Raw genomic sequence first — 16913 nt, forward strand, 5'->3', positions numbered from 1 at the left:
GCCTAAGCGCGATCCGGACCGTTTGGTGAAGAGGATTCTCACGAGGGACCAGGTTGATGAACTGGTCAAGACATCCAGTTCCGCCAACTCAGCTTCCAGCAACTTGATGGAAACCACATGCCAAATCAAACCACGAGCGCTTCCGCCAGAAAGCTGGCTTTCATCCACACGGTTTCCAGCCTTGTTTTCCGAGTTCGAGGGCCTCGCCAAAGAACATTTGCCCGACTGGAAGCCGTTCGCGATCCTCGACGAGAGCCTCTTGAGAAATACCATTGAGCGCGGGTCGCTATCCGATCTGACGAAACGAAGGCTTGCTACCTACGTATGGTCGGCAGTCGACGCCGGGGCAGATGCGATTGTCGTCACATGCTCGACTCTCGGACCGGCAGTCGATGCCATTGCGCCGCTTTGTCCTGTGCCGCTGTTCCGTATTGATGAAGGCATGGCCAAAGCCGCTGTCGAGCATGGAAACCGCATAGGTGTCCTGGCGACCTTGTCCACAACGCTGGTGCCGACCGTGGATCTGCTGAAGCGCAAGGCATGCGAGGCGGGCAAGGATGTAGCGATCGACGATGTGCTTGTTGAGGGAGCGTTTCAACTCCTCGCCGGCGGGGACGTCGAAGCCCATGACGCGCAAATCCGCCTAGCTCTCGAAGAGCTGTCGAAGAAGGTCGATGTGGTCGTTTTTGCGCAGGCTTCGATGGCTCGTGCGGTGCGGGGCACGGCCCACAGTCTTCCAGTCCTGACCAGCCCCGTACTTGGGGTTGAAAACGTGAAACGGCGTTTGGAGCGGTGAGCGCGCAACTGGTGATAGATTTCGCTTCTTGAGCCGACATCCACACCTTCCTCGCTCATCGACCACGAGCACTTGGGATTCGAGTGGATTTCGCGCCCGAACACCACGTCCTGCTGGTTGCTGCCTGAGAGCTCGGCGACAGGCACAGCGAGCCGCGCAGTCTTCACTTTAACTGGTTAACGATCCGCCCGGCCCACTGACATAGATGGCGCCACCTGCGCCCCCTGCGCATGGCGAAGATGTCGCCTAGAAATAACCGAGGATGGACTTGACCTCGAGATACTCCAACATGCCCTCGAGGCCGTATTCGCGTCCGTTTCCCGATTGCTTGAAGCCACCAAATGGCGCGTGTGGATCCCACGCCGGGTAGTTGAGATGCACTTGACCGGCGCGAATCCGCGAGGCGACGGACTTGGCGACGTCCATATCCCTGCCCTGCACATGGGCCCCGAGGCCATAGACCGTATCGTTGGCGATGGTGACGGCCTCCTCGACTGTGTCGTAGGGGATGATGCACAGAACTGGCCCGAAGACCTCTTCCTGAGCGATGCGCATGCCCGTGCGCACGTCGGAAAAGATGGTCGGCTTCACATAGAGCCCGACATCTAGGCCGTCCGGACGGCCCAGTCCGCCGGTGAGAAGTTTTGCGCCTTCCGAAACGCCGACGCCGATCATTGTTTGGGTCCGGTCGAACTGAGCACGATTGGCGATTGCTCCGTGGGTGGTGGCCTCCGAAAGAGGATCGCCGACGACGATCTCATCCGCGGCCCGCTGGGCAATTGACTCGATCTCGGAAAGCAGCGCGCGCGGCACGATCATACGCGTCGGCGCACTGCATGACTGGCCGAGATTGCGGAAGGCGGCGGCTATGCCCAGCGAAACGGCGCGATCGAGATTGGCGTCGGGCAGGATCACGTTCGGCGACTTGCCGCCGAGCTCCTGCGCGACCCGCTTGACCGTCGGCGCGGCGGCCTGGGCCACCGCGATGCCGGCACGGGTGGAGCCGGTAATGGAGATCATGTCGACATCCGGATGGGAGGCGAGACCCGCACCGACGCCTGGGCCATCACCATTGACGAGGTTGAAGACACCGGCAGGGAAGCCGGCTTCTTCGATCGCCTCGGCGAACAGTAGGGCGTCCAAGGGAGAAAGCTCGCTCGGCTTCAGCACGATCGTGCAGCCTGCGGCGAGCGCCGGCGCAACCTTGGCGGTGATCTGGTAGAGTGGCCAGTTCCAAGGCGTGATCAGGGCGCAGACACCGATCGGTTCGTGGGTGACGGCGGTGTGGCCGCGCTGCTCGACGAAGGGGAAGGCTGTCAGGACATCGCGAGCGACCCTCACATGGGCGATCGCGAGCGGAACCTGCGCGGTGCGCGCATATCCGATCGCCGCGCCCATTTCGAGTGTCAGGCATTGTGCAAGCAGTTCACGGCGCGCTTCGAGCAGCGCCTGCAGGCGATCAAGCAGACCCGCGCGGTGTTCCGGCTTGGTACGGCTCCAGGTGGTGAATGCCCGGCGGGCCGCCGAGACGGCCGCGTCCACGTCCTCGCTGTTTCCGAGCGGAAACGGGGCCACAACCTCTTCCGTGGCCGGATTGACCACGACGCCCGTGGCGGTGCCCCGCGGCTCGCGCCATTCGCCGTCGATGAAGAACCTGCCCAGGCGGCCGTTGCGGGACAGGTGTTCAAGGGGCGTGGTCATGTCACGAGGTCCTTCATGCGGTAATAGGCACCGAGGATCGGCAGGAACCAGGGACGCCCGAAGTATCCAGGGATCGCCGGCCAGTCGAAATCCTTCCAGGGGTTCAGATCGGGGCGCCCGTCCATGACCTCGGCCATGATGCTGCCCATCAGCGTCGACATCTGGGTGCCGTGTCCGCTATAGCCCATTGAGTAGTAGATGCCGTCGCGCTCTCCGGCGCGCGGCAGGCGATCGCGGGTCATATCTACCATGCCGCCCCAGCAGTAATCGACCCGGGTGCTGGCCAGTTCCGGATAGACTTCGACCATCGCCGCTTTCAGGATGCGGCCGCTCTTTTCGTCGGATTGAGGATTGGACACCGCAAACCGCGCTCGCCCGCCGAACAGCATACGATTGTCCGGCGTGAGCCGCCAGTAGACAACGAGGTTGCGCGTGTCGACGACATTGCGTCGGGTCGGCATGAGGCGCTCGAGTTGCGAAGGCGACAGCGGTTCCGTCACAATCAAGAAGGCGCCGACCGGCACGATGCGACGGCGTATCCATCCGAGCGGACCAACCTGGGAAATGCCGCTCGCCAGCAGGACCTGACGCGCGACGATCTTGCCGCGCGGGGTCTCTACTTCATGCCCGGCGGTGACCTTGCGCATCGCGATGACGGGAGCCCGTTCATGGACCTCGGCGCCACGCCGTGCCGCGGCGGTCGCCAGACCCCGGACGAACCGGCCGACATGCATGCTGGCGCTCTTGGGAAACAGCAGCCCACCATAGTAGCGGTTGGTGCCGACTTCGGTTAGCAGGTCGGCGCGCGCGATCATCCTGGTTCCGGGATCGACATTGGCCGCCAAGAGTTCCTGGCTGCGCGCCAGCATGTCGTAGTGCTCAGGCTTGGCCGCAAGCTTGAGCTTGCCGACACGGGCGAAGCTGCAGTCGATCCGTTCTTCCTGCACCAGCCGCTCGACCATATCGACGCCAGCGTCGAAGGCCTTGTAGAGCGCGTTAGCGGCATCCGTGCCGTACTTGCCGGCCATGATCGCGTAGTTCTGGGCAAAGCCGTTGTTGCACATGCCTCCGTTGCGCCCCGACGCGGCGTTGCCGATCGTTTCGGCCTCCAACAGTGCAACCCGGGCGCCCTTCTTGGCGAGGGCCAGCGCCGCGGAGGATCCAGTCAAGCCGCCGCCCACAACCGCCACGTCGTAGTGGCCTTCGAGCGGTTTGGACGTGCCCTCATTGAACGGCTGAGAGGTGTCCAGCCAATAAGATGTAAGCTTCATAGTTGCACCACCAGTGCGTCAGTTTGCATGGGCGCCATGCAAAGCGTTGCGATTGGAGCCCCTACCATCCGCGGATCCGCTCCCAACGCGCTTCGATCCTGGGACTGTCCCCGTTGACGACGGCGTAGAAGTGATGCTGGGCGGCCATCGCGCAGGCATGGTTGGGCAGAATCCGGACCCGAGCCCCGAGCGGCAAATCGGGCATGGACTTTCCAGAACCAGCACGGATGGCGAGGATGCCGTGCTCCTGGCTGGCCTGGGACACGACTACATCTTCGAGCACCCGGCCCTTTTGGTCGCAGACCACGCCGTAACCCTGGTCGATCGGCTGGTTTGCGGTTCCACGGTCGCGCGACAGCGCCATCCACCCCGCATCGACCAGGACCCATCCTTTTTCCGGCTTGGCGCCGATCACGGTGGCCAACACGGAAATCGCGATATCATCGATGGCACAGACCCCGACCCCGTGCTGGACGAGGTCGAAAAACATGTAGACCCCGGCGCGCAACTCGGTGACGCCTTCCAGATTCTCGGCGAAGTGCGCCGTCGGCGTCGAGCCGAGGCTGACGATCGGGCAGGCATGACCGTGAGCGCGCAGGATTTCAGCGGCGCGCACGGTGGCCGAACGCTCGTTCTCGGCTGCCTTGACCAGCGCATCGGCCGTGCTCAAGCCATAGGACTCGCCGGCATGGGCGAGGACGCCAACCAGGTTGGCGCCTGCTGCGACGACCCTGTTGGCCACCTCGAGCAGCTTGGGATCGTCCGGCTTCAATCCACCGCGATGGTCATCGCAGTCCAGTTCGATGAAGACGGACGGCGTCACGCCGGTGTCCTCGCGTACACCGGCAAGGGCGTCGGCCTGCTCCACGGAATCGAGCAACAGCTTCACATCAGCGCCGGTACGGCGACAAAGCTCCATGGCGCGGACGACCGAAGCCGGCGACATGCCGACCGCATAAGTCATGTCTCGAAAGCCGTGACCGGCGAAATACTCCGCCTCGGCGATGGTCGAGACCGTGATCGGACCGGGTTCGCCGGGGAACACATACCGGGTGACGTCGATGCTTTTGGCCGTCTTCATATGCGGGCGCAGCACCACGCCAAGCTTTCTGGCATGCTCGGCCAGACGCTGGATATTGCGCTCGAGCCGTCCCCGGTCCAGAAGCAGCGACGGGGTGATGAGGGCGTCGATCGTTTGGGCCGCTTCACGTGTCTTTACACTCGTATCCATCGCTCCCCTACCTCATTCCTTAACCGAACGACTGATTTGCCACGGCATACATGCGGGCCGTCCCGTCGGAGACGGGCCGTCGCCCCTTGACCATCGCGATCGCAGCACCGACGCGCGCGAGGCCCAGGCTACCCAGCCAGTCGCCCAACCCGTGTTCGGCATAGACGTCGATGCGCACGAATTGGCCGTGAAGCGTCGCAAGCTGGGCCAGGATCAGGAGTCGCGCGTCTTGGGCGCTTTCGGCTGCAACAGGGCCGACCACGTAGCCGCGGCCGAACCGCCTGGCGATGGCGTAGCCTGCAATACGCCCCGCGCGTTCGATGACCAAAACATTGCCCGCATCAGCGAGGCCAGCCACCATCGACAGCCGGGGCATGCCTGTGGCCCGTTCGTCGAAGGCCTGGATCGCCGCGAGGTCTGGGACCGTCGCCTGACGGATGCCATCGCGGGTACTCTGCGTCACGGCAACGGTCAGCGAGCCCTGGTGCTGAAGCACCGTGCCCCAGGCATTGAAGCCGCGCCGCTTATAGAGCGCGAGCCCCTCTTCCGTCGAATTGAGCAGCACGTTGCGGCCGTCCGTGGCCTGAAGCAACCCGTCAAAAAGCTGGGAGCCGTTGCCACCGCCTTGTGCGGAGCCAGTGACTATGATCATCCCGGCAGTGGCATAGGCCTGTCCGTAATTCCAGGACATGGCAGTGCCGATCACCTGTCCTGCCCGCTCGAGGACCAGGCCATTGCCGACCGTCGCGGCAAATTCCCAGTCCTCCTGGCGATAGGGCCAGCCCATCTCCTGCGACAGCTTCAGCGCGCCCGGCACATGGCGGGTCTCGAATTTCATCAGCTCGGTCGGGGCGCTGACGATATCCCTGTCATGATCAACGGCCATAAGTGCAACGCTGTCGCTTGATCCAAAGTCAGATTGAAGTCGGACCTTAGAGTCGCGCCAGGCGGACAGTTTTCGCTGCTGTTTTGACCTTTGAATTCAGCGGGATCATTCGTTTTGAGCCGTCCGTCGGCATGCCATATGGCGCAAATCGGGCGAGGAATATCTGGCGCCTTGCGCCGTCCGCCATGGCTGAGTTCGCACGGGCGTGACCTCCACGCCGTCCACATCGGATGCAATCTCAGGCCTGGCCAACGCCATAGACCGGAATACTCTGCGGCGACGAAGCGCTCGATGCTCAGAAGGAATTTTGGATGATCTACATCAGCGAAGAGGAGTCAGCCGCCCTCGTCACGCATGAACTTGCCTTCGAGGCGGCGCGGGAGGCTCTCGTGGCGGCAGCATCGCCGCAGAGCTTGGTCTTTCCCGCTGTTCTCGGGCGCACACAGGAGGCGACCAATACCTTCTCAATCAAATCCGGTTCGTCGGACGACCTGACTGGAGTGAAAATTGGTTCCTTCTGGTCGGGCAACCCGGCACGTGGCCTTCCCCGCCACAACTCCACCATCGTGCTGCTCGATCAGCATACAGGTCGGCTCGGCGCCGTAATCGAGGCCGGCAAGGTCAACGCCTACAGGACGGCCGCCGCCGACGCGGTTGCGGCCGGTCTTCTTGCGAGCAAGCAAGCCAAGGTTCTGGCGATATTCGGCGCCGGCAACCAGGCGGGCTTCGAAGTGATGGCGCTGGCACGCATCCGCCCAATCGAAACCGTGCTGGTCGTGGCCCGGCCTTCGCCGCGCCGCGACGCTCTTATCGACCAGATCGGCGAATCGGGCCTGGAGGCGCGCGCAGCCTTGCCCGAAGAAGCCGTGCGCGCGGCCGACATCGTGGTGACGGCGACACCCTCACGCGAACCGCTGTTCGATGCCGCTTGGGTGGGACCCGGAACTCATATCGTCAGCATGGGGTCGGATGCTCCGGGCAAGCGCGAATTGCCGAGCGACTTATTTCCAAGGGCACGTCTGTTTTGTGATCTGCTCTCCCAGTCCGTCCAGATCGGCGAGTTCCAACATTTGCGCGACGAGATCGACGCTGGGGTGCTTGCGGTAACACCAATCGGCGACGTCATTGAAAAGCGCGCGCCCGGGCGCCGCTTCGACGACGAAATCACGGTCTTCGACAGTTCTGGTATCTCACTACAGGATCTCTACTTGGCCGACGCGCTGATCCGCGCAAAGGCGTCCCACCGCTGATCTAACGTGCTAGCCCGCAGCGCTGCTGTACCACGCACCACCGTTAGCGATGGCGGCATGCGGCAAGACCACTCGGGCGTCGCTCAGGCGAGGTGCAATGCAGACCTCAGCGGCATCCTTCGGTCGCGTGTCCTAGCCTGCCACGCGCCTAACCAACGTCAATGCAATTTGAGACGCGGACGGACAACCCGGTTGGCATGGCCGACCAGAATAAGAGCCAAGCCCTTGATCCAGCCATGTATGGCCACCAAGTGCATGCGGTACAAAGACACTAGATCATCCTGGCCAGCCGCCCCTCGATCGCCATCCGCCCTCCGACGAGGTTTCCCATCAAGCTACCGACGGTGGAAAACCGGCTCAACGACACTAACGAGCCCTTGTCCCGATAGACAAATGCTTCCGGCGTTTCCCCAGCAATCAAGTGAAGAATGTTGCGATAAGCGGTCGATGCCATCTGGTGGGCCGCCTGAGCTCGTGGTGGCACCGGGCCGCCCGCCCCTTCTGGCTTGAAAAAGCAGCAATCGCCGATAGCGAAGATGCGCTCGTCCCGGCTCGTTTGGAGGGTGGGAAGGACGACAAGTTGCCTGCTACGCGCCACCTCAAGTCCGTCGAGCTCTCCTAGAATATTTGCCCCCTGCACTCCTGCAGCCCACACGCAAATATTGGCGTGTATCTGCTCCCCGGTAGCGCACCTCAATCCCGTTTCCGTTGCTTCCGATACAGCTGTGTTTGCGAGCACCCGGACGCCGAGGGCCTCAAGTTCCTGATGTGCGGCCTTTGCTAAAGCATCTGGGAGAGCCGGAAGAATTCGCGGCCCGGCCTCTATCAATGTGACCCTCAGCCGGGTCTCGTCGAAGACTTCCAGGCCATAGTGTCTAAGAGATGATGCAGCATTGTAGAGTTCAGCAGCGAGTTCAACGCCTGTCGCACCGCCACCTACGATAGCTATATCGACAAACGCGTCGTCGGTTGGATCAGCTGACATTGTCCTGGAAACTCGAAGACAATGATTCAACAACTTCAATCGAAAGCGATCCGCTTGATGACGGTCTTCGAGGAAAAGACAGTGATCCTTGACTCCGGGAGTACCGAAGTCGTTTGAAACCGACCCGATTGCGATAACGAGGTAATCGTATCTGAGCCGATGTCGACCAACCAGCTCCGACCCGTCATCGTCGAAAATCGGCGCCACTATGACCTGCCGCGCTGTGCGATCGATGGCCTCCAACGACCCGTAGAAGAAGCGGTAGCCCCAACGGTGCCCGTGTCCGCGGTAGCCAACTTCGTCAAGATTTGCGTCGAGTGATCCGGCCGCGACCTCATGGAGGAGCGGCTTCCAGACATGGGTGTGGTTCCGCTCCACAAGAATGATATCGAAATCCTTACGGCCGAGACGTGCTCCGAGCCGCCGCACGAGTTCAAGACCTCCAGCCCCACCGCCAATGACGACTATTTGAGTCTTCATTGCTGCTTGCCCGGTCTCGTTGAGGGATGCCTCTCAACACGACTACCCGCTGTCAGAGGCGCCAGATGGCAATCAAGTCCTGGATTCGATAGCCCTGAATGATAAAGAAGCGTCATCATCGCCCTCACGAACTCAAAAATCGCGTTGTTCCCGGGCGTTCACGCCGCGGATGGCGAGCCCTGGAGTCCAGCCCCAAGGCCGCCGTCACCAGTCCACCACCACCTTGCCCGAATTGCCGCTCTTCATCGCCTCGAAGCCGGAAATATAGTCGTCCACGCCGATGCGGTGGGTGATCAGGCCGCTGACATCGAGCGGTCCCTGCACCAGTGCGATCATCTTGTACCAGGTCTCGAACATCTCGCGGCCATAGATGCCCTTGAGATGCAGCATCTTGAAGATGACCTTGTTCCAGTCGATCTCGAAGCCGGTCGGCGCGATGCCCAAAATGGCGATCTTGCCGCCATTGTTCATGGCGTCGATCATGTCGCGGAAGGCGGGTGCCGCACCCGACATTTCGAGGCCGACGTCAAAACCTTCGGTCATGCCGAGCGCCGGCATGATATCGCGCAGCTTTTCCTTCGACGCGTCGACCACATGCTGGACGCCGAGCTTTTTCGCCAGCGCCAGCCGCACCGGGTTGATGTCGGTGATGACCACTTTTCGCGCGCCGACGCACTGCGCCACCAGCGCACCCATGATGCCGATCGGCCCGGCGCCGGTGACCAGCACGTCCTCGCCGACCAGATCAAAGGACAGCGCGGTGTGAACCGCATTGCCCAGGGGATCGAAGATTGCAGCGATCTCGTCGGGCACATCGTCGGGGATCGGCACGACATTGTGCTGCGGGATCGCCAGATATTCGCCGAAGGCACCCGGCCGGTTGACGCCGACGCCGAGCGTGTTGCGGCACAGATGTCCCCTGCCCGCCCGGCAGTTGCGGCAGTGGCCGCAGACGATGTGGCCTTCGCCCGAAACACGCTGGCCGATCTTGTATTCGGTGACCGCCGCGCCGAAATCGGCGACCGTGCCGACGAACTCGTGCCCGGTCACCATCGGCACCGGCACGGTCTTTTGCGCCCACTGGTCCCAATTGTAGATGTGGACGTCGGTACCGCAGATCGCGGTCTTCTTGATCTTGATCAGAACGTCGTTCGGGCCGATTTCCGGCACCGGCACTTCTTCCATCCAGATGCCCGGCTCGGCGCGAGATTTAACGAGTGCGCGCATCATGTTGGACATCAGCCAATCACTCCAAGTTCGCGACCCACCTCACCGAACGCAGCCACTGCCCGGTCGATATCGGCGGCCGAATGGGCGGCCGACATCTGCGTCCTGATGCGGGCCTGGCCCTTGGGCACGACGGGGAAGGAAAAGCCGATCACGTAGATGCCGCGCTCAAGCAGCATGTCGGCCATTTGCGAAGCCAGCGCGGCATCGCCGATCATCACAGGAATGATCGGGTGGTCGGCTCCGGCCAGCGTGAAGCCCGCTTTTTCCATGTTGGCGCGGAAGCGCGAGGCGTTGTCGTAGAGCCGGCGACGCAAGCCGCCGCTCTGCTCGATCATATCCAGCACCTTCAGCGAGGCCCCGGCGATCGCAGGCATCAGCGTGTTGGAAAATAGATAGGGCCGCGAGCGCTGGCGCAGCCATTCGACCACCGGGCTGCTCGCCGCCGTGTAGCCACCCGAGGCACCCCCCAGCGCCTTGCCGAGCGTGCCGGTGAGTATATGGACCCGGCCCTCGACGCCGCAATATTCCGGCGTGCCGCGGCCGTGCTCGCCGACGAAACCGACGGCGTGGCTGTCGTCGACCATCACCATGGCATCGTATTTTTCCGCGAGGTCGCAGACGCCCTGGAGATTGGCGATGATGCCGTCCATGGAAAAAACCCCGTCGGTGGCGATCAGCTTGAAGCGGCTGCCTTCGGCCTTCTTCAATTCCTCCTCGAGCGCCGCCATGTCGTTGCTGGCATAGCGAAAGCGTTTTGCTTTGGAGAGCCTGACGCCATCGATGATCGAGGCGTGGTTCAGCGCGTCGGAAATGACCGCGTCCTCCTCGGAAAGCAGCGTCTCGAACAGGCCGCCATTGGCGTCGAAGCAGGAACCGTAGAGGATTGTGTCCTCCATACCGAGGAAGCTCGATATCTTTGCCTCGAGCTGCTTGTGTCCCTCTTGTGTGCCGCAGATGAAGCGCACCGAGGCCATGCCGTAGCCGTAGCGGTCGAGCGCGGCCTTCGCCGCTTCGCGCAGCTCTTCGCTGTCTGCGAGGCCGAGATAGTTGTTGGCGCAGAAATTGAGCAGCTTGCGGCCCCCAACCTCGATCTCGGACGACTGGGGCGAGGTGATGACGCGCTCGCGCTTGTACAGGCCCTCCGTCTCGATCTGCGAAAGCAGCTCGCGAACGTGGTCTTTGAGAGTCGGTGCCATCGTGCTTCCACTTCCATTGGTGATCTTCGCGGTCTTGCTCATGCGATCTCTCCCCGGAGCACGCGCAACATGCGCTCGAAGTGGCTTGGATCGTGTGCTTTGAGGAGCGCAGCTTCCCGGGGCTGGTACAGATCCCAGAGACGCGATAACCAAAAACGAAAGGCTCCAGCGCGCTGCATCGCAGGAAGCAATAAGCGTTCGGGTCCAGTGAGCGCGCGAACTGACTCATACGCGCCGAGAAAGGCGGCAACTTGCTTAGTGTCTTGGCGGCCGGTGCCACTATCGACGCACCAGTCATTGAGGCACACGGCAATATCAAACAAAAAGGTGTCGCATCCGGCGAAGTAGAAATCGAAGACGCCGGTCAGGTGACCATCTTCAAACAACACGTTGTCACGAAAGAGATCAGCGTGCACCGGCCCCCTTGGGAGTTGCTCGTAGGTGGAGGACACAGCAATCTGGTTCTGAAAGGCCAGCTCGCTCGAGAGCAGCGAGCGCTGTCCCTCAGATACGCTGCGGCCGACCACCGGCACCACCTCGTTCCACCATTCGAGGCCCCGCGGATTGGCCTGTCGCCGTGGGTAGTCGCTCCCGGTCACGTGCATTCGCGCCAGGATCTCCCCGACAGCGCGACAATGCGACTCTGTCGACGCCGTCACGCTCTCGCCAGGAAGCCTGTTGACGATCACGGCAGGCCGGCCTTTCAGCGTGTGAAGGATTTCGCCTCTGACGTTGGCAACCGGACCCGGGACCGGCATTCGCCGCGCCGCAAGGTGCTTCATCAGGTGAAGGTAGAAGGGCAATTGCTCGAACGTGAGCCGCTCGAACAGGGTCAGCACATATTCGCCTGCCTCGGTATCCACAAAGTAGTTCGTGTTCTCAATTCCGCTCGCGCTGCCGCGAACGGAATTCGGCTGTCCCAGGCCCAGAGCCTGAAAGAAGGTTGCGACTTCGTTAGGTGACAGCTCGGTATATACGGCCATGGCGAAAAGGTCCCGGTCGTGGAAGCAGCCTTTCAGCAGACCGCAGCCTGCAGGGTTTCGGCGATGTAGGTCTTCACGGTCTGTGCATCGGCGGGAAGCAGTTTGAACCGTCTCGGCAAACCCTCTATGCCATCGAACCGTTGCGGAGGAACTGGCTCTCGGCCCAGGGCCTCTCTGATGGTCTCCGCAAATTTGACCGGCAGGGCCGTCTCGAGCACGATCATCGGCACATCCGAAACCGAATGCTGGCGCGCGACCTTCACGCCGTCTGCAGTGTGTGGATCGATCACCGCGTTGAAGCGGTGCCACGCGCCACGGATCGTCTCCAACCGGTCGGCGTGGGTGCTCTTCCCGCTGCGGAAACCAAAATGGTCCGCCGCCCTCCCGAAGGCCGGATCCCCGCTGAGATCGAACGACCCGCTTTCGCGCAGTTGATCGTCGAACAGCGATCTCGTCCGGCTGGCGTCGCGACCGAGCAAGTCGAACACGAAACGCTCGAGATTGGAGGCCTTGGAAATGTCCATGGATGGGCTCGAGGTTTCATAGGTATCTGCCCGGCCCCGCACGCGATACACCCCAGTGCGGAAAAACTCATCGAGCACGTCGTTCTCGTTGGTCGCAATGACGAGACGGGAAATGGGAAGTCCCATCATACGCGCAACATGACCGGCGCAGACGTTGCCGAAATTGCCCGAGGGAACGGCGAAGTCGACCTCTGACGAATTCTCTTCAGTCACCTGAAAATAGGCAGAGAAGTAATACACCACCTGAGCGACCAGCCGGGCCCAGTTGATCGAATTGACGGTGCCGATCCAGTGGCGCCTCTTGAAGTCAGCATCGCCGGACACGGCTTTCACGATGTCTTGGCAATCGTCGAACACCCCTTCGATGGCAATGTTCTGAATGTTGTCGTCCTGCAGGCTGAACATCTGGGCTTGCTGAAAGGCGCTCATGCGTCCGTGCGGCGACATCATGAAGACGCGGATGCCCTTCTTGTCGCGCATGGCATATTCCGCCGCGCTGCCCGTGTCGCCACTGGTTGCCCCGAGGATATTCAGCTCCTCATCGCGCCGCGCCAGTTCATACTCGAGCAGATTGCCGAGCAACTGCATCGCCATGTCCTTGAACGCCAGGGTGGGACCGTTCGACAGTTCCGCCACATGGAGACCCGTCTCAAGCGTTCGCACGGGCGCGATCCTGGCGGTCCCAAAAACCTCGGGCCTGTAGGTCTTTGCACAGATGGCCTTCAGGTCAGCGGGCGGAATATCGTCGATGTAGAGCGACAGGATTTCAAATGCGAGCACTGGGTAGGACAAGCCGCGCCACCGATCCAGCGTGGCATCATCCAGCCGAGGGTAGACCTCGGGCACATAGAGGCCGCCATCCGGGGCAAGACCTTCAAGCAGAATCTCGCAGAACTTCCTGCGTTCGGGATGGCCGCGCGTGGAGATGTAGTGCATGTGATGCTGTTCCTTGTCGCCGCTATCGTTCGGCAAGGGTCGAGAGACCGCCACCCTTCGGCCTTCAGCGGCTGGCGCGCCACCAGGCGATACGGTCCTGCAGGGCGTAGCCCTTGATAACGGCCGGGATGAACCAGGGATTGCCGCGATAGAACGGGACGGCCGCGGGCGGCCGAAAGTCGAACGCGGTGCGCGCCTGCTCGCCATGCCCCATCAGCTTGTGAGCCGCACGTGTGCCGACCCATGGCGCCCAGACCACGCCCGAACCGCAGAATCCGGTGGCATAGACCACGCTATCCTTCTCGAAGATCCTGGGCAGCATGTCACGGTGCATCGCCACATTGCCGAACCAGCTATGCGAAAGACGAACGTTCTCCAGTTCTGGGAAAATTTCGCCCAGCCCGTTTCGCAGACGCAGCGTCGGGGCTGCCGGATCGCCTGCACGCGAGCTGTCGCGCCCGCCCAGCAGAATGCGTCTGCCGTCCGGCGAAGGGCGGTAATAGAAGCCAAGCTCGCGGCCCTCACCCATCATCATCCGCTTCGGCATCAGGCGCGCCATCACCTCAGGCGCGAGTTCCTCGGTGGCAATGATCCGGCTGCGAACCGGCACCAGCCGGCGGCGCAGGAAGGGACTGGCGCCATCCGTGTAGCCATTTGTGCAGACCAGCACCTGCCGCGCCTGCACCGTGCCGGCCGAAGTCGCGACTCGGAACCCGGAGCTATCCCTTTCAATCGAGGTCACGGGCGTGTTCGAATGCACCGCCAGTCCCGAAGCGAGCGCCACCCGCAGGAGCTCCGCGTGGAACTTGGCCGGGTGGAGCCCGCCGATGTCCATCCGGACCATGCCGCCGCGATAGAAGTCGGTGCCGACGTAGTTGCGCTGCTTTGCATATGGAACAGCGTAAGATTCGATCCCCAGTTTCCTCGCCAACGCCTCGGCGCCGCGGGCCATCTTCTCGTACTGTTCATATCCGATGGCGCCCTTGAACAGGCCAACCAGTTGAAAGTCGCAGTCGAGCTTTTCCGACTTGATGAAGTCGTAAAGGAATTCGCGCGCGACCTTGCCCTCGGCCTCGATCGCCATGGCTTTTTCTTCGCCGAAGCGCCGGGTGATCGTGGCGTAGTCCAGCCGGATACTCCCGCTGGTAATTCCGCCATTGCGCGTTGAAGCACCCTCGCCCGGATTCATCGCATCAAAAGCTGCAACCGAACGCCCCTCGCGCGCCAGCGCAAGCCCGGCCGAAAGGCCGGCGTAGCCGGCGCCGACGATCGCCACATCGACCTTCCTGGCCAGGGGCTGCGGCGACAGCGGCATGACGGGCGCCGCTTCCCACCAGTAGGGTGTGTTCTTGTCGGCGACTTTCGGCTCGTGCATGTGAGTCACTTCTCACTGGGTTTTCGGGATCGGAATTGGGCCGCATTTGTCGACAGATCAGACACGGTCGTCTCGCACGTCGAGCGCATCACGCAGCCCGTCGCCGATGAAATTGAAACTTGTCACGGCCATGGTGATGGCGGCCCCGGGAATGATCGCCAGCCAGGGCGCACTGTCCAGATACTGCTGGGCGCCCTCGAGCATGTTGCCCCAGCTGGGCAGCGGCGGCTGAATGCCATAACCCAGGAAGCTGATATAGGCTTCCAGCAGGATCGCGCGCGCCACTGTCAGGGTAGCGGCCACGATGATCGGACCCATGGCGTTTGGAAGGATTTCGCGGAACATGATGTGCGTGCCGCTCAGTCCCAGCATGCGCCCGGCCAGCACAAACTCGCGCTCGCGCAATGACCGCACCTCGGCCTCGACAATTCGGGCTACCTCCATCCAGCTGGTGACAGCGACGATCACGGTGACCATGGCCGGGCTTGGCTTCAGTGCCGCGGCCAAGGCCAGCAGCAGGAAGATGGAGGGGAATGACAGGAAACCGTCGACCGTGCGCATCAGCGCTGCGCCGATCCAGCCGCCGCGGTAGCCCGCGATCACGCCGACGAACGTTCCGATAAGCGTCGACAGCAGCATGGCAGAGAAAGCCACCAGCAGTGAGGTCCTCCCCGCCATGAACAGTCGCGCCGCCACGTCCCGCCCCAAAGGATCGGTCCCGAGATAGTGGTCGCCGGTCAGCGGCGGTGAAAAGCGGGCGCGCAAATCGATGTATAGGGAATCATAGGGCAGGAGATGAGGGCCGAACACGCATGCCAGCGTGAGAACGATGATCATCGCCACCCCCAGCAACGCCAGGTGATGGCTCATGAACCGGCGCACGGTGCGGCTGCGCCACCAGCGGCTTGGTTCTGCATTTGCGGCGAGAGCGGTCATTTCGGGTGCCTCCTGTTGGGCGTGAGGTTACGCGCTCAACCCAGACGAATACGCGGGTCGACGATCGCCACCACGATGTCTGCGATCAGGTTGCCGAGAATGACGAGGATGGCTGAGAACATCAGCAGTCCCATCACGACCGGGTAGTCGCTGTAGCCGAGGCTGTCCAGGAACAGTCGACCCATTCCCGGCCAGGTAAACACTGTCTCCGTCACCAGCGCGCCGGTCAGGATGCTGGGAAGCTGCACCCCGGCCAGTGTTATCATCGGCAAAAGCGCATTGCCGACGACGTGCTTCATTATGACTCGGCGCTCGCTCAGGCCCTTGGCGCGGGCGGTGTTGACAAAATCCTGGCTGATCACGTCGAGCGTCGCCGTGCGCATGTAGCGGCTCCAGATCGCGACATGCACCAGCGACAGCACGATGCTTGGCATGATCAGGTGATGGAGATAGTTCAGAACAGAACCGTCGCCGATCGTGTACATGTTGCCTGCAGGCAGCCAGCCCAGCTGCAGGGAGAAGATGTAGATGCCGACGAGCCCGAACCAGAAGGTCGGGATCGACAGCGCGACCATGGCTCCGACGGTCGCCATATGGTCGAACAGCGAATAGCGGTGCGTGGCGCCGCGGATACCGATCCAGGTGCCGATCGCGATCGCAATCGCGGTGGACGTACCCATCAGCAGCAGCGTGGCAAAGACGTGCCGGCCAATCACTGCCAGCACAAGCGCGCCGTCGCGGAAGGAGTGGCCCCAGTCGCCCTGGAGAAGCCGCCAGGCCCAGTCGAAATATTGCATCAACAGCGGACGGTTCAGCCCCAATTGTTCTTTCAGGCGATCGAGATCGTCCTGCGTCATGCCGGGATCCAGCCCGAATTGCGCCAGCGGCCCCCCCGGTAGCAGGTTCAGGACGAGGAACCCGATGAGCGAGACGATCAGGAGCAGGATGAGGCTCTGCGAGAGCCGGTTCAACAGGAAGCCGCGCATTCAACTCTCCTCTTTCAAGACAGCGCCGAAGACTGGCGGGGGGGGGGGGGGGGGGGGGGGGTAGGGGGGGGGGGGGGGGGGGAAAAAAAAAAAAAAAAAACCGCCGCCCCGGCGGCGGCGGGGGAGGCCCGGCCCCCGGAAACAAAG

The 16913-nt window shown here is 62.3% G+C and carries 13 protein-coding genes and 1 pseudogene; 2 read left to right on the top strand and 12 right to left on the bottom strand.

Annotation, left to right across the window (positions count from 1 at the left end):
* Positions 1-117 precede the first annotated feature (117 nt).
* A pseudogene (locus tag AC0L3L_RS10870) lies at positions 118-796 on the top strand (aspartate/glutamate racemase family protein).
* A 246-nt stretch (positions 797-1042) separates the two neighbouring features.
* Here the strand turns inward: AC0L3L_RS10870 and AC0L3L_RS10875 are convergent.
* From AC0L3L_RS10875 to AC0L3L_RS10890, 4 genes are all read right to left on the bottom strand, one after another.
* Complete coding sequence (locus AC0L3L_RS10875) at positions 1043-2497, bottom strand: aldehyde dehydrogenase family protein (protein ID WP_473637548.1); 1455 nt, start codon at positions 2495-2497, stop codon at positions 1043-1045.
* The gene (locus AC0L3L_RS10880) at positions 2494-3768 is read right to left on the bottom strand and encodes an NAD(P)/FAD-dependent oxidoreductase (protein ID WP_473637549.1); all 1275 of its coding nucleotides are present in this window, start codon (positions 3766-3768) and stop codon (positions 2494-2496) included. Before AC0L3L_RS10880 ends, AC0L3L_RS10875 begins: the two co-directional genes overlap by 4 nt.
* A 61-nt stretch (positions 3769-3829) precedes the next feature.
* Positions 3830-4999, bottom strand: a complete 1170-nt coding sequence (locus tag AC0L3L_RS10885) for an alanine racemase (protein WP_473637550.1) — start codon at positions 4997-4999, stop codon at positions 3830-3832.
* A 19-nt stretch (positions 5000-5018) separates the two neighbouring features.
* Positions 5019-5837 carry a GNAT family N-acetyltransferase gene (locus AC0L3L_RS10890; protein ID WP_473637551.1) on the bottom strand — a complete coding sequence of 273 codons (819 nt, stop codon included), beginning with the start codon at positions 5835-5837 and terminating at the stop codon, positions 5019-5021.
* Positions 5838-6196: 359 nt separating this feature from the next.
* On the opposite strand from AC0L3L_RS10890, the gene AC0L3L_RS10895 reads away from it, so the two are divergent.
* Positions 6197-7135: an ornithine cyclodeaminase family protein gene (locus AC0L3L_RS10895; RefSeq protein ID WP_473637552.1), complete on the top strand. Its 939-nt coding sequence runs from the start codon at positions 6197-6199 to the stop codon at positions 7133-7135.
* Between the two features lie 271 nt (positions 7136-7406).
* Here the strand turns inward: AC0L3L_RS10895 and AC0L3L_RS10900 are convergent, their stop codons facing one another.
* The 8 genes from AC0L3L_RS10900 to AC0L3L_RS10935 form a co-directional block, all read right to left on the bottom strand.
* Positions 7407-8600: an NAD(P)/FAD-dependent oxidoreductase gene (locus AC0L3L_RS10900; protein ID WP_473637553.1), complete on the bottom strand. Its 1194-nt coding sequence runs from the start codon at positions 8598-8600 to the stop codon at positions 7407-7409.
* A 204-nt stretch (positions 8601-8804) separates the two neighbouring features.
* Entirely contained in the window at positions 8805-9839 is a 1035-nt protein-coding gene (tdh, locus tag AC0L3L_RS10905) for an L-threonine 3-dehydrogenase (RefSeq protein WP_473637554.1), read from the bottom strand.
* The gene (locus AC0L3L_RS10910) at positions 9839-11026 is read right to left on the bottom strand and encodes a glycine C-acetyltransferase (protein WP_473637650.1); all 1188 of its coding nucleotides are present in this window, start codon (positions 11024-11026) and stop codon (positions 9839-9841) included. The genes tdh and AC0L3L_RS10910 overlap by 1 nt, the downstream gene beginning before the upstream one ends.
* 38 nt (positions 11027-11064) lie before the next feature.
* Positions 11065-12009: a homoserine kinase gene (locus AC0L3L_RS10915; RefSeq protein WP_473637555.1), complete on the bottom strand. Its 945-nt coding sequence runs from the start codon at positions 12007-12009 to the stop codon at positions 11065-11067.
* Between the two features lie 32 nt (positions 12010-12041).
* Positions 12042-13469, bottom strand: a complete 1428-nt coding sequence (thrC, locus tag AC0L3L_RS10920; protein ID WP_473637556.1) for a threonine synthase — start codon at positions 13467-13469, stop codon at positions 12042-12044.
* Between the two features lie 64 nt (positions 13470-13533).
* Positions 13534-14844: an NAD(P)/FAD-dependent oxidoreductase gene (locus AC0L3L_RS10925; RefSeq protein ID WP_473637557.1), complete on the bottom strand. Its 1311-nt coding sequence runs from the start codon at positions 14842-14844 to the stop codon at positions 13534-13536.
* A gap of 57 nt (positions 14845-14901) precedes the next feature.
* Positions 14902-15780 carry an ABC transporter permease gene (locus AC0L3L_RS10930; protein WP_473637558.1) on the bottom strand — a complete coding sequence of 293 codons (879 nt, stop codon included), beginning with the start codon at positions 15778-15780 and terminating at the stop codon, positions 14902-14904.
* Positions 15781-15815: 35 nt separating this feature from the next.
* Positions 15816-16766 carry an ABC transporter permease gene (locus AC0L3L_RS10935; RefSeq protein ID WP_473637559.1) on the bottom strand — a complete coding sequence of 317 codons (951 nt, stop codon included), beginning with the start codon at positions 16764-16766 and terminating at the stop codon, positions 15816-15818.
* Positions 16767-16913 lie beyond the last annotated feature (147 nt).

The sequence above is a fragment of the Mesorhizobium sp. WSM4849 genome (assembly GCF_055811385.1).

Excerpts from the sequence above, each read along its gene's own strand:
- AC0L3L_RS10875 (WP_473637548.1), bottom strand. The coding sequence starts at position 2,497 with ATGACCACGCCCCTTGAACACCTGTCCCGCAACGGCCGCCTGGGCAGG.
- AC0L3L_RS10880 (WP_473637549.1), bottom strand. The coding sequence starts at position 3,768 with ATGAAGCTTACATCTTATTGGCTGGACACCTCTCAGCCGTTCAATGAG.
- AC0L3L_RS10885 (WP_473637550.1), bottom strand. The coding sequence starts at position 4,999 with ATGGATACGAGTGTAAAGACACGTGAAGCGGCCCAAACGATCGACGCC.
- AC0L3L_RS10890 (WP_473637551.1), bottom strand. The coding sequence starts at position 5,837 with ATGAAATTCGAGACCCGCCATGTGCCGGGCGCGCTGAAGCTGTCGCAG.
- AC0L3L_RS10895 (WP_473637552.1), top strand. The coding sequence starts at position 6,197 with ATGATCTACATCAGCGAAGAGGAGTCAGCCGCCCTCGTCACGCATGAA.
- AC0L3L_RS10900 (WP_473637553.1), bottom strand. The coding sequence starts at position 8,600 with ATGAAGACTCAAATAGTCGTCATTGGCGGTGGGGCTGGAGGTCTTGAA.
- tdh (WP_473637554.1), bottom strand. The coding sequence starts at position 9,839 with ATGTCCAACATGATGCGCGCACTCGTTAAATCTCGCGCCGAGCCGGGC.
- AC0L3L_RS10910 (WP_473637650.1), bottom strand. The coding sequence starts at position 11,026 with ATGGCACCGACTCTCAAAGACCACGTTCGCGAGCTGCTTTCGCAGATC.
- AC0L3L_RS10915 (WP_473637555.1), bottom strand. The coding sequence starts at position 12,009 with ATGGCCGTATATACCGAGCTGTCACCTAACGAAGTCGCAACCTTCTTT.
- thrC (WP_473637556.1), bottom strand. The coding sequence starts at position 13,469 with ATGCACTACATCTCCACGCGCGGCCATCCCGAACGCAGGAAGTTCTGC.
- AC0L3L_RS10925 (WP_473637557.1), bottom strand. The coding sequence starts at position 14,844 with ATGCACGAGCCGAAAGTCGCCGACAAGAACACACCCTACTGGTGGGAA.
- AC0L3L_RS10930 (WP_473637558.1), bottom strand. The coding sequence starts at position 15,780 with ATGACCGCTCTCGCCGCAAATGCAGAACCAAGCCGCTGGTGGCGCAGC.
- AC0L3L_RS10935 (WP_473637559.1), bottom strand. The coding sequence starts at position 16,766 with ATGCGCGGCTTCCTGTTGAACCGGCTCTCGCAGAGCCTCATCCTGCTC.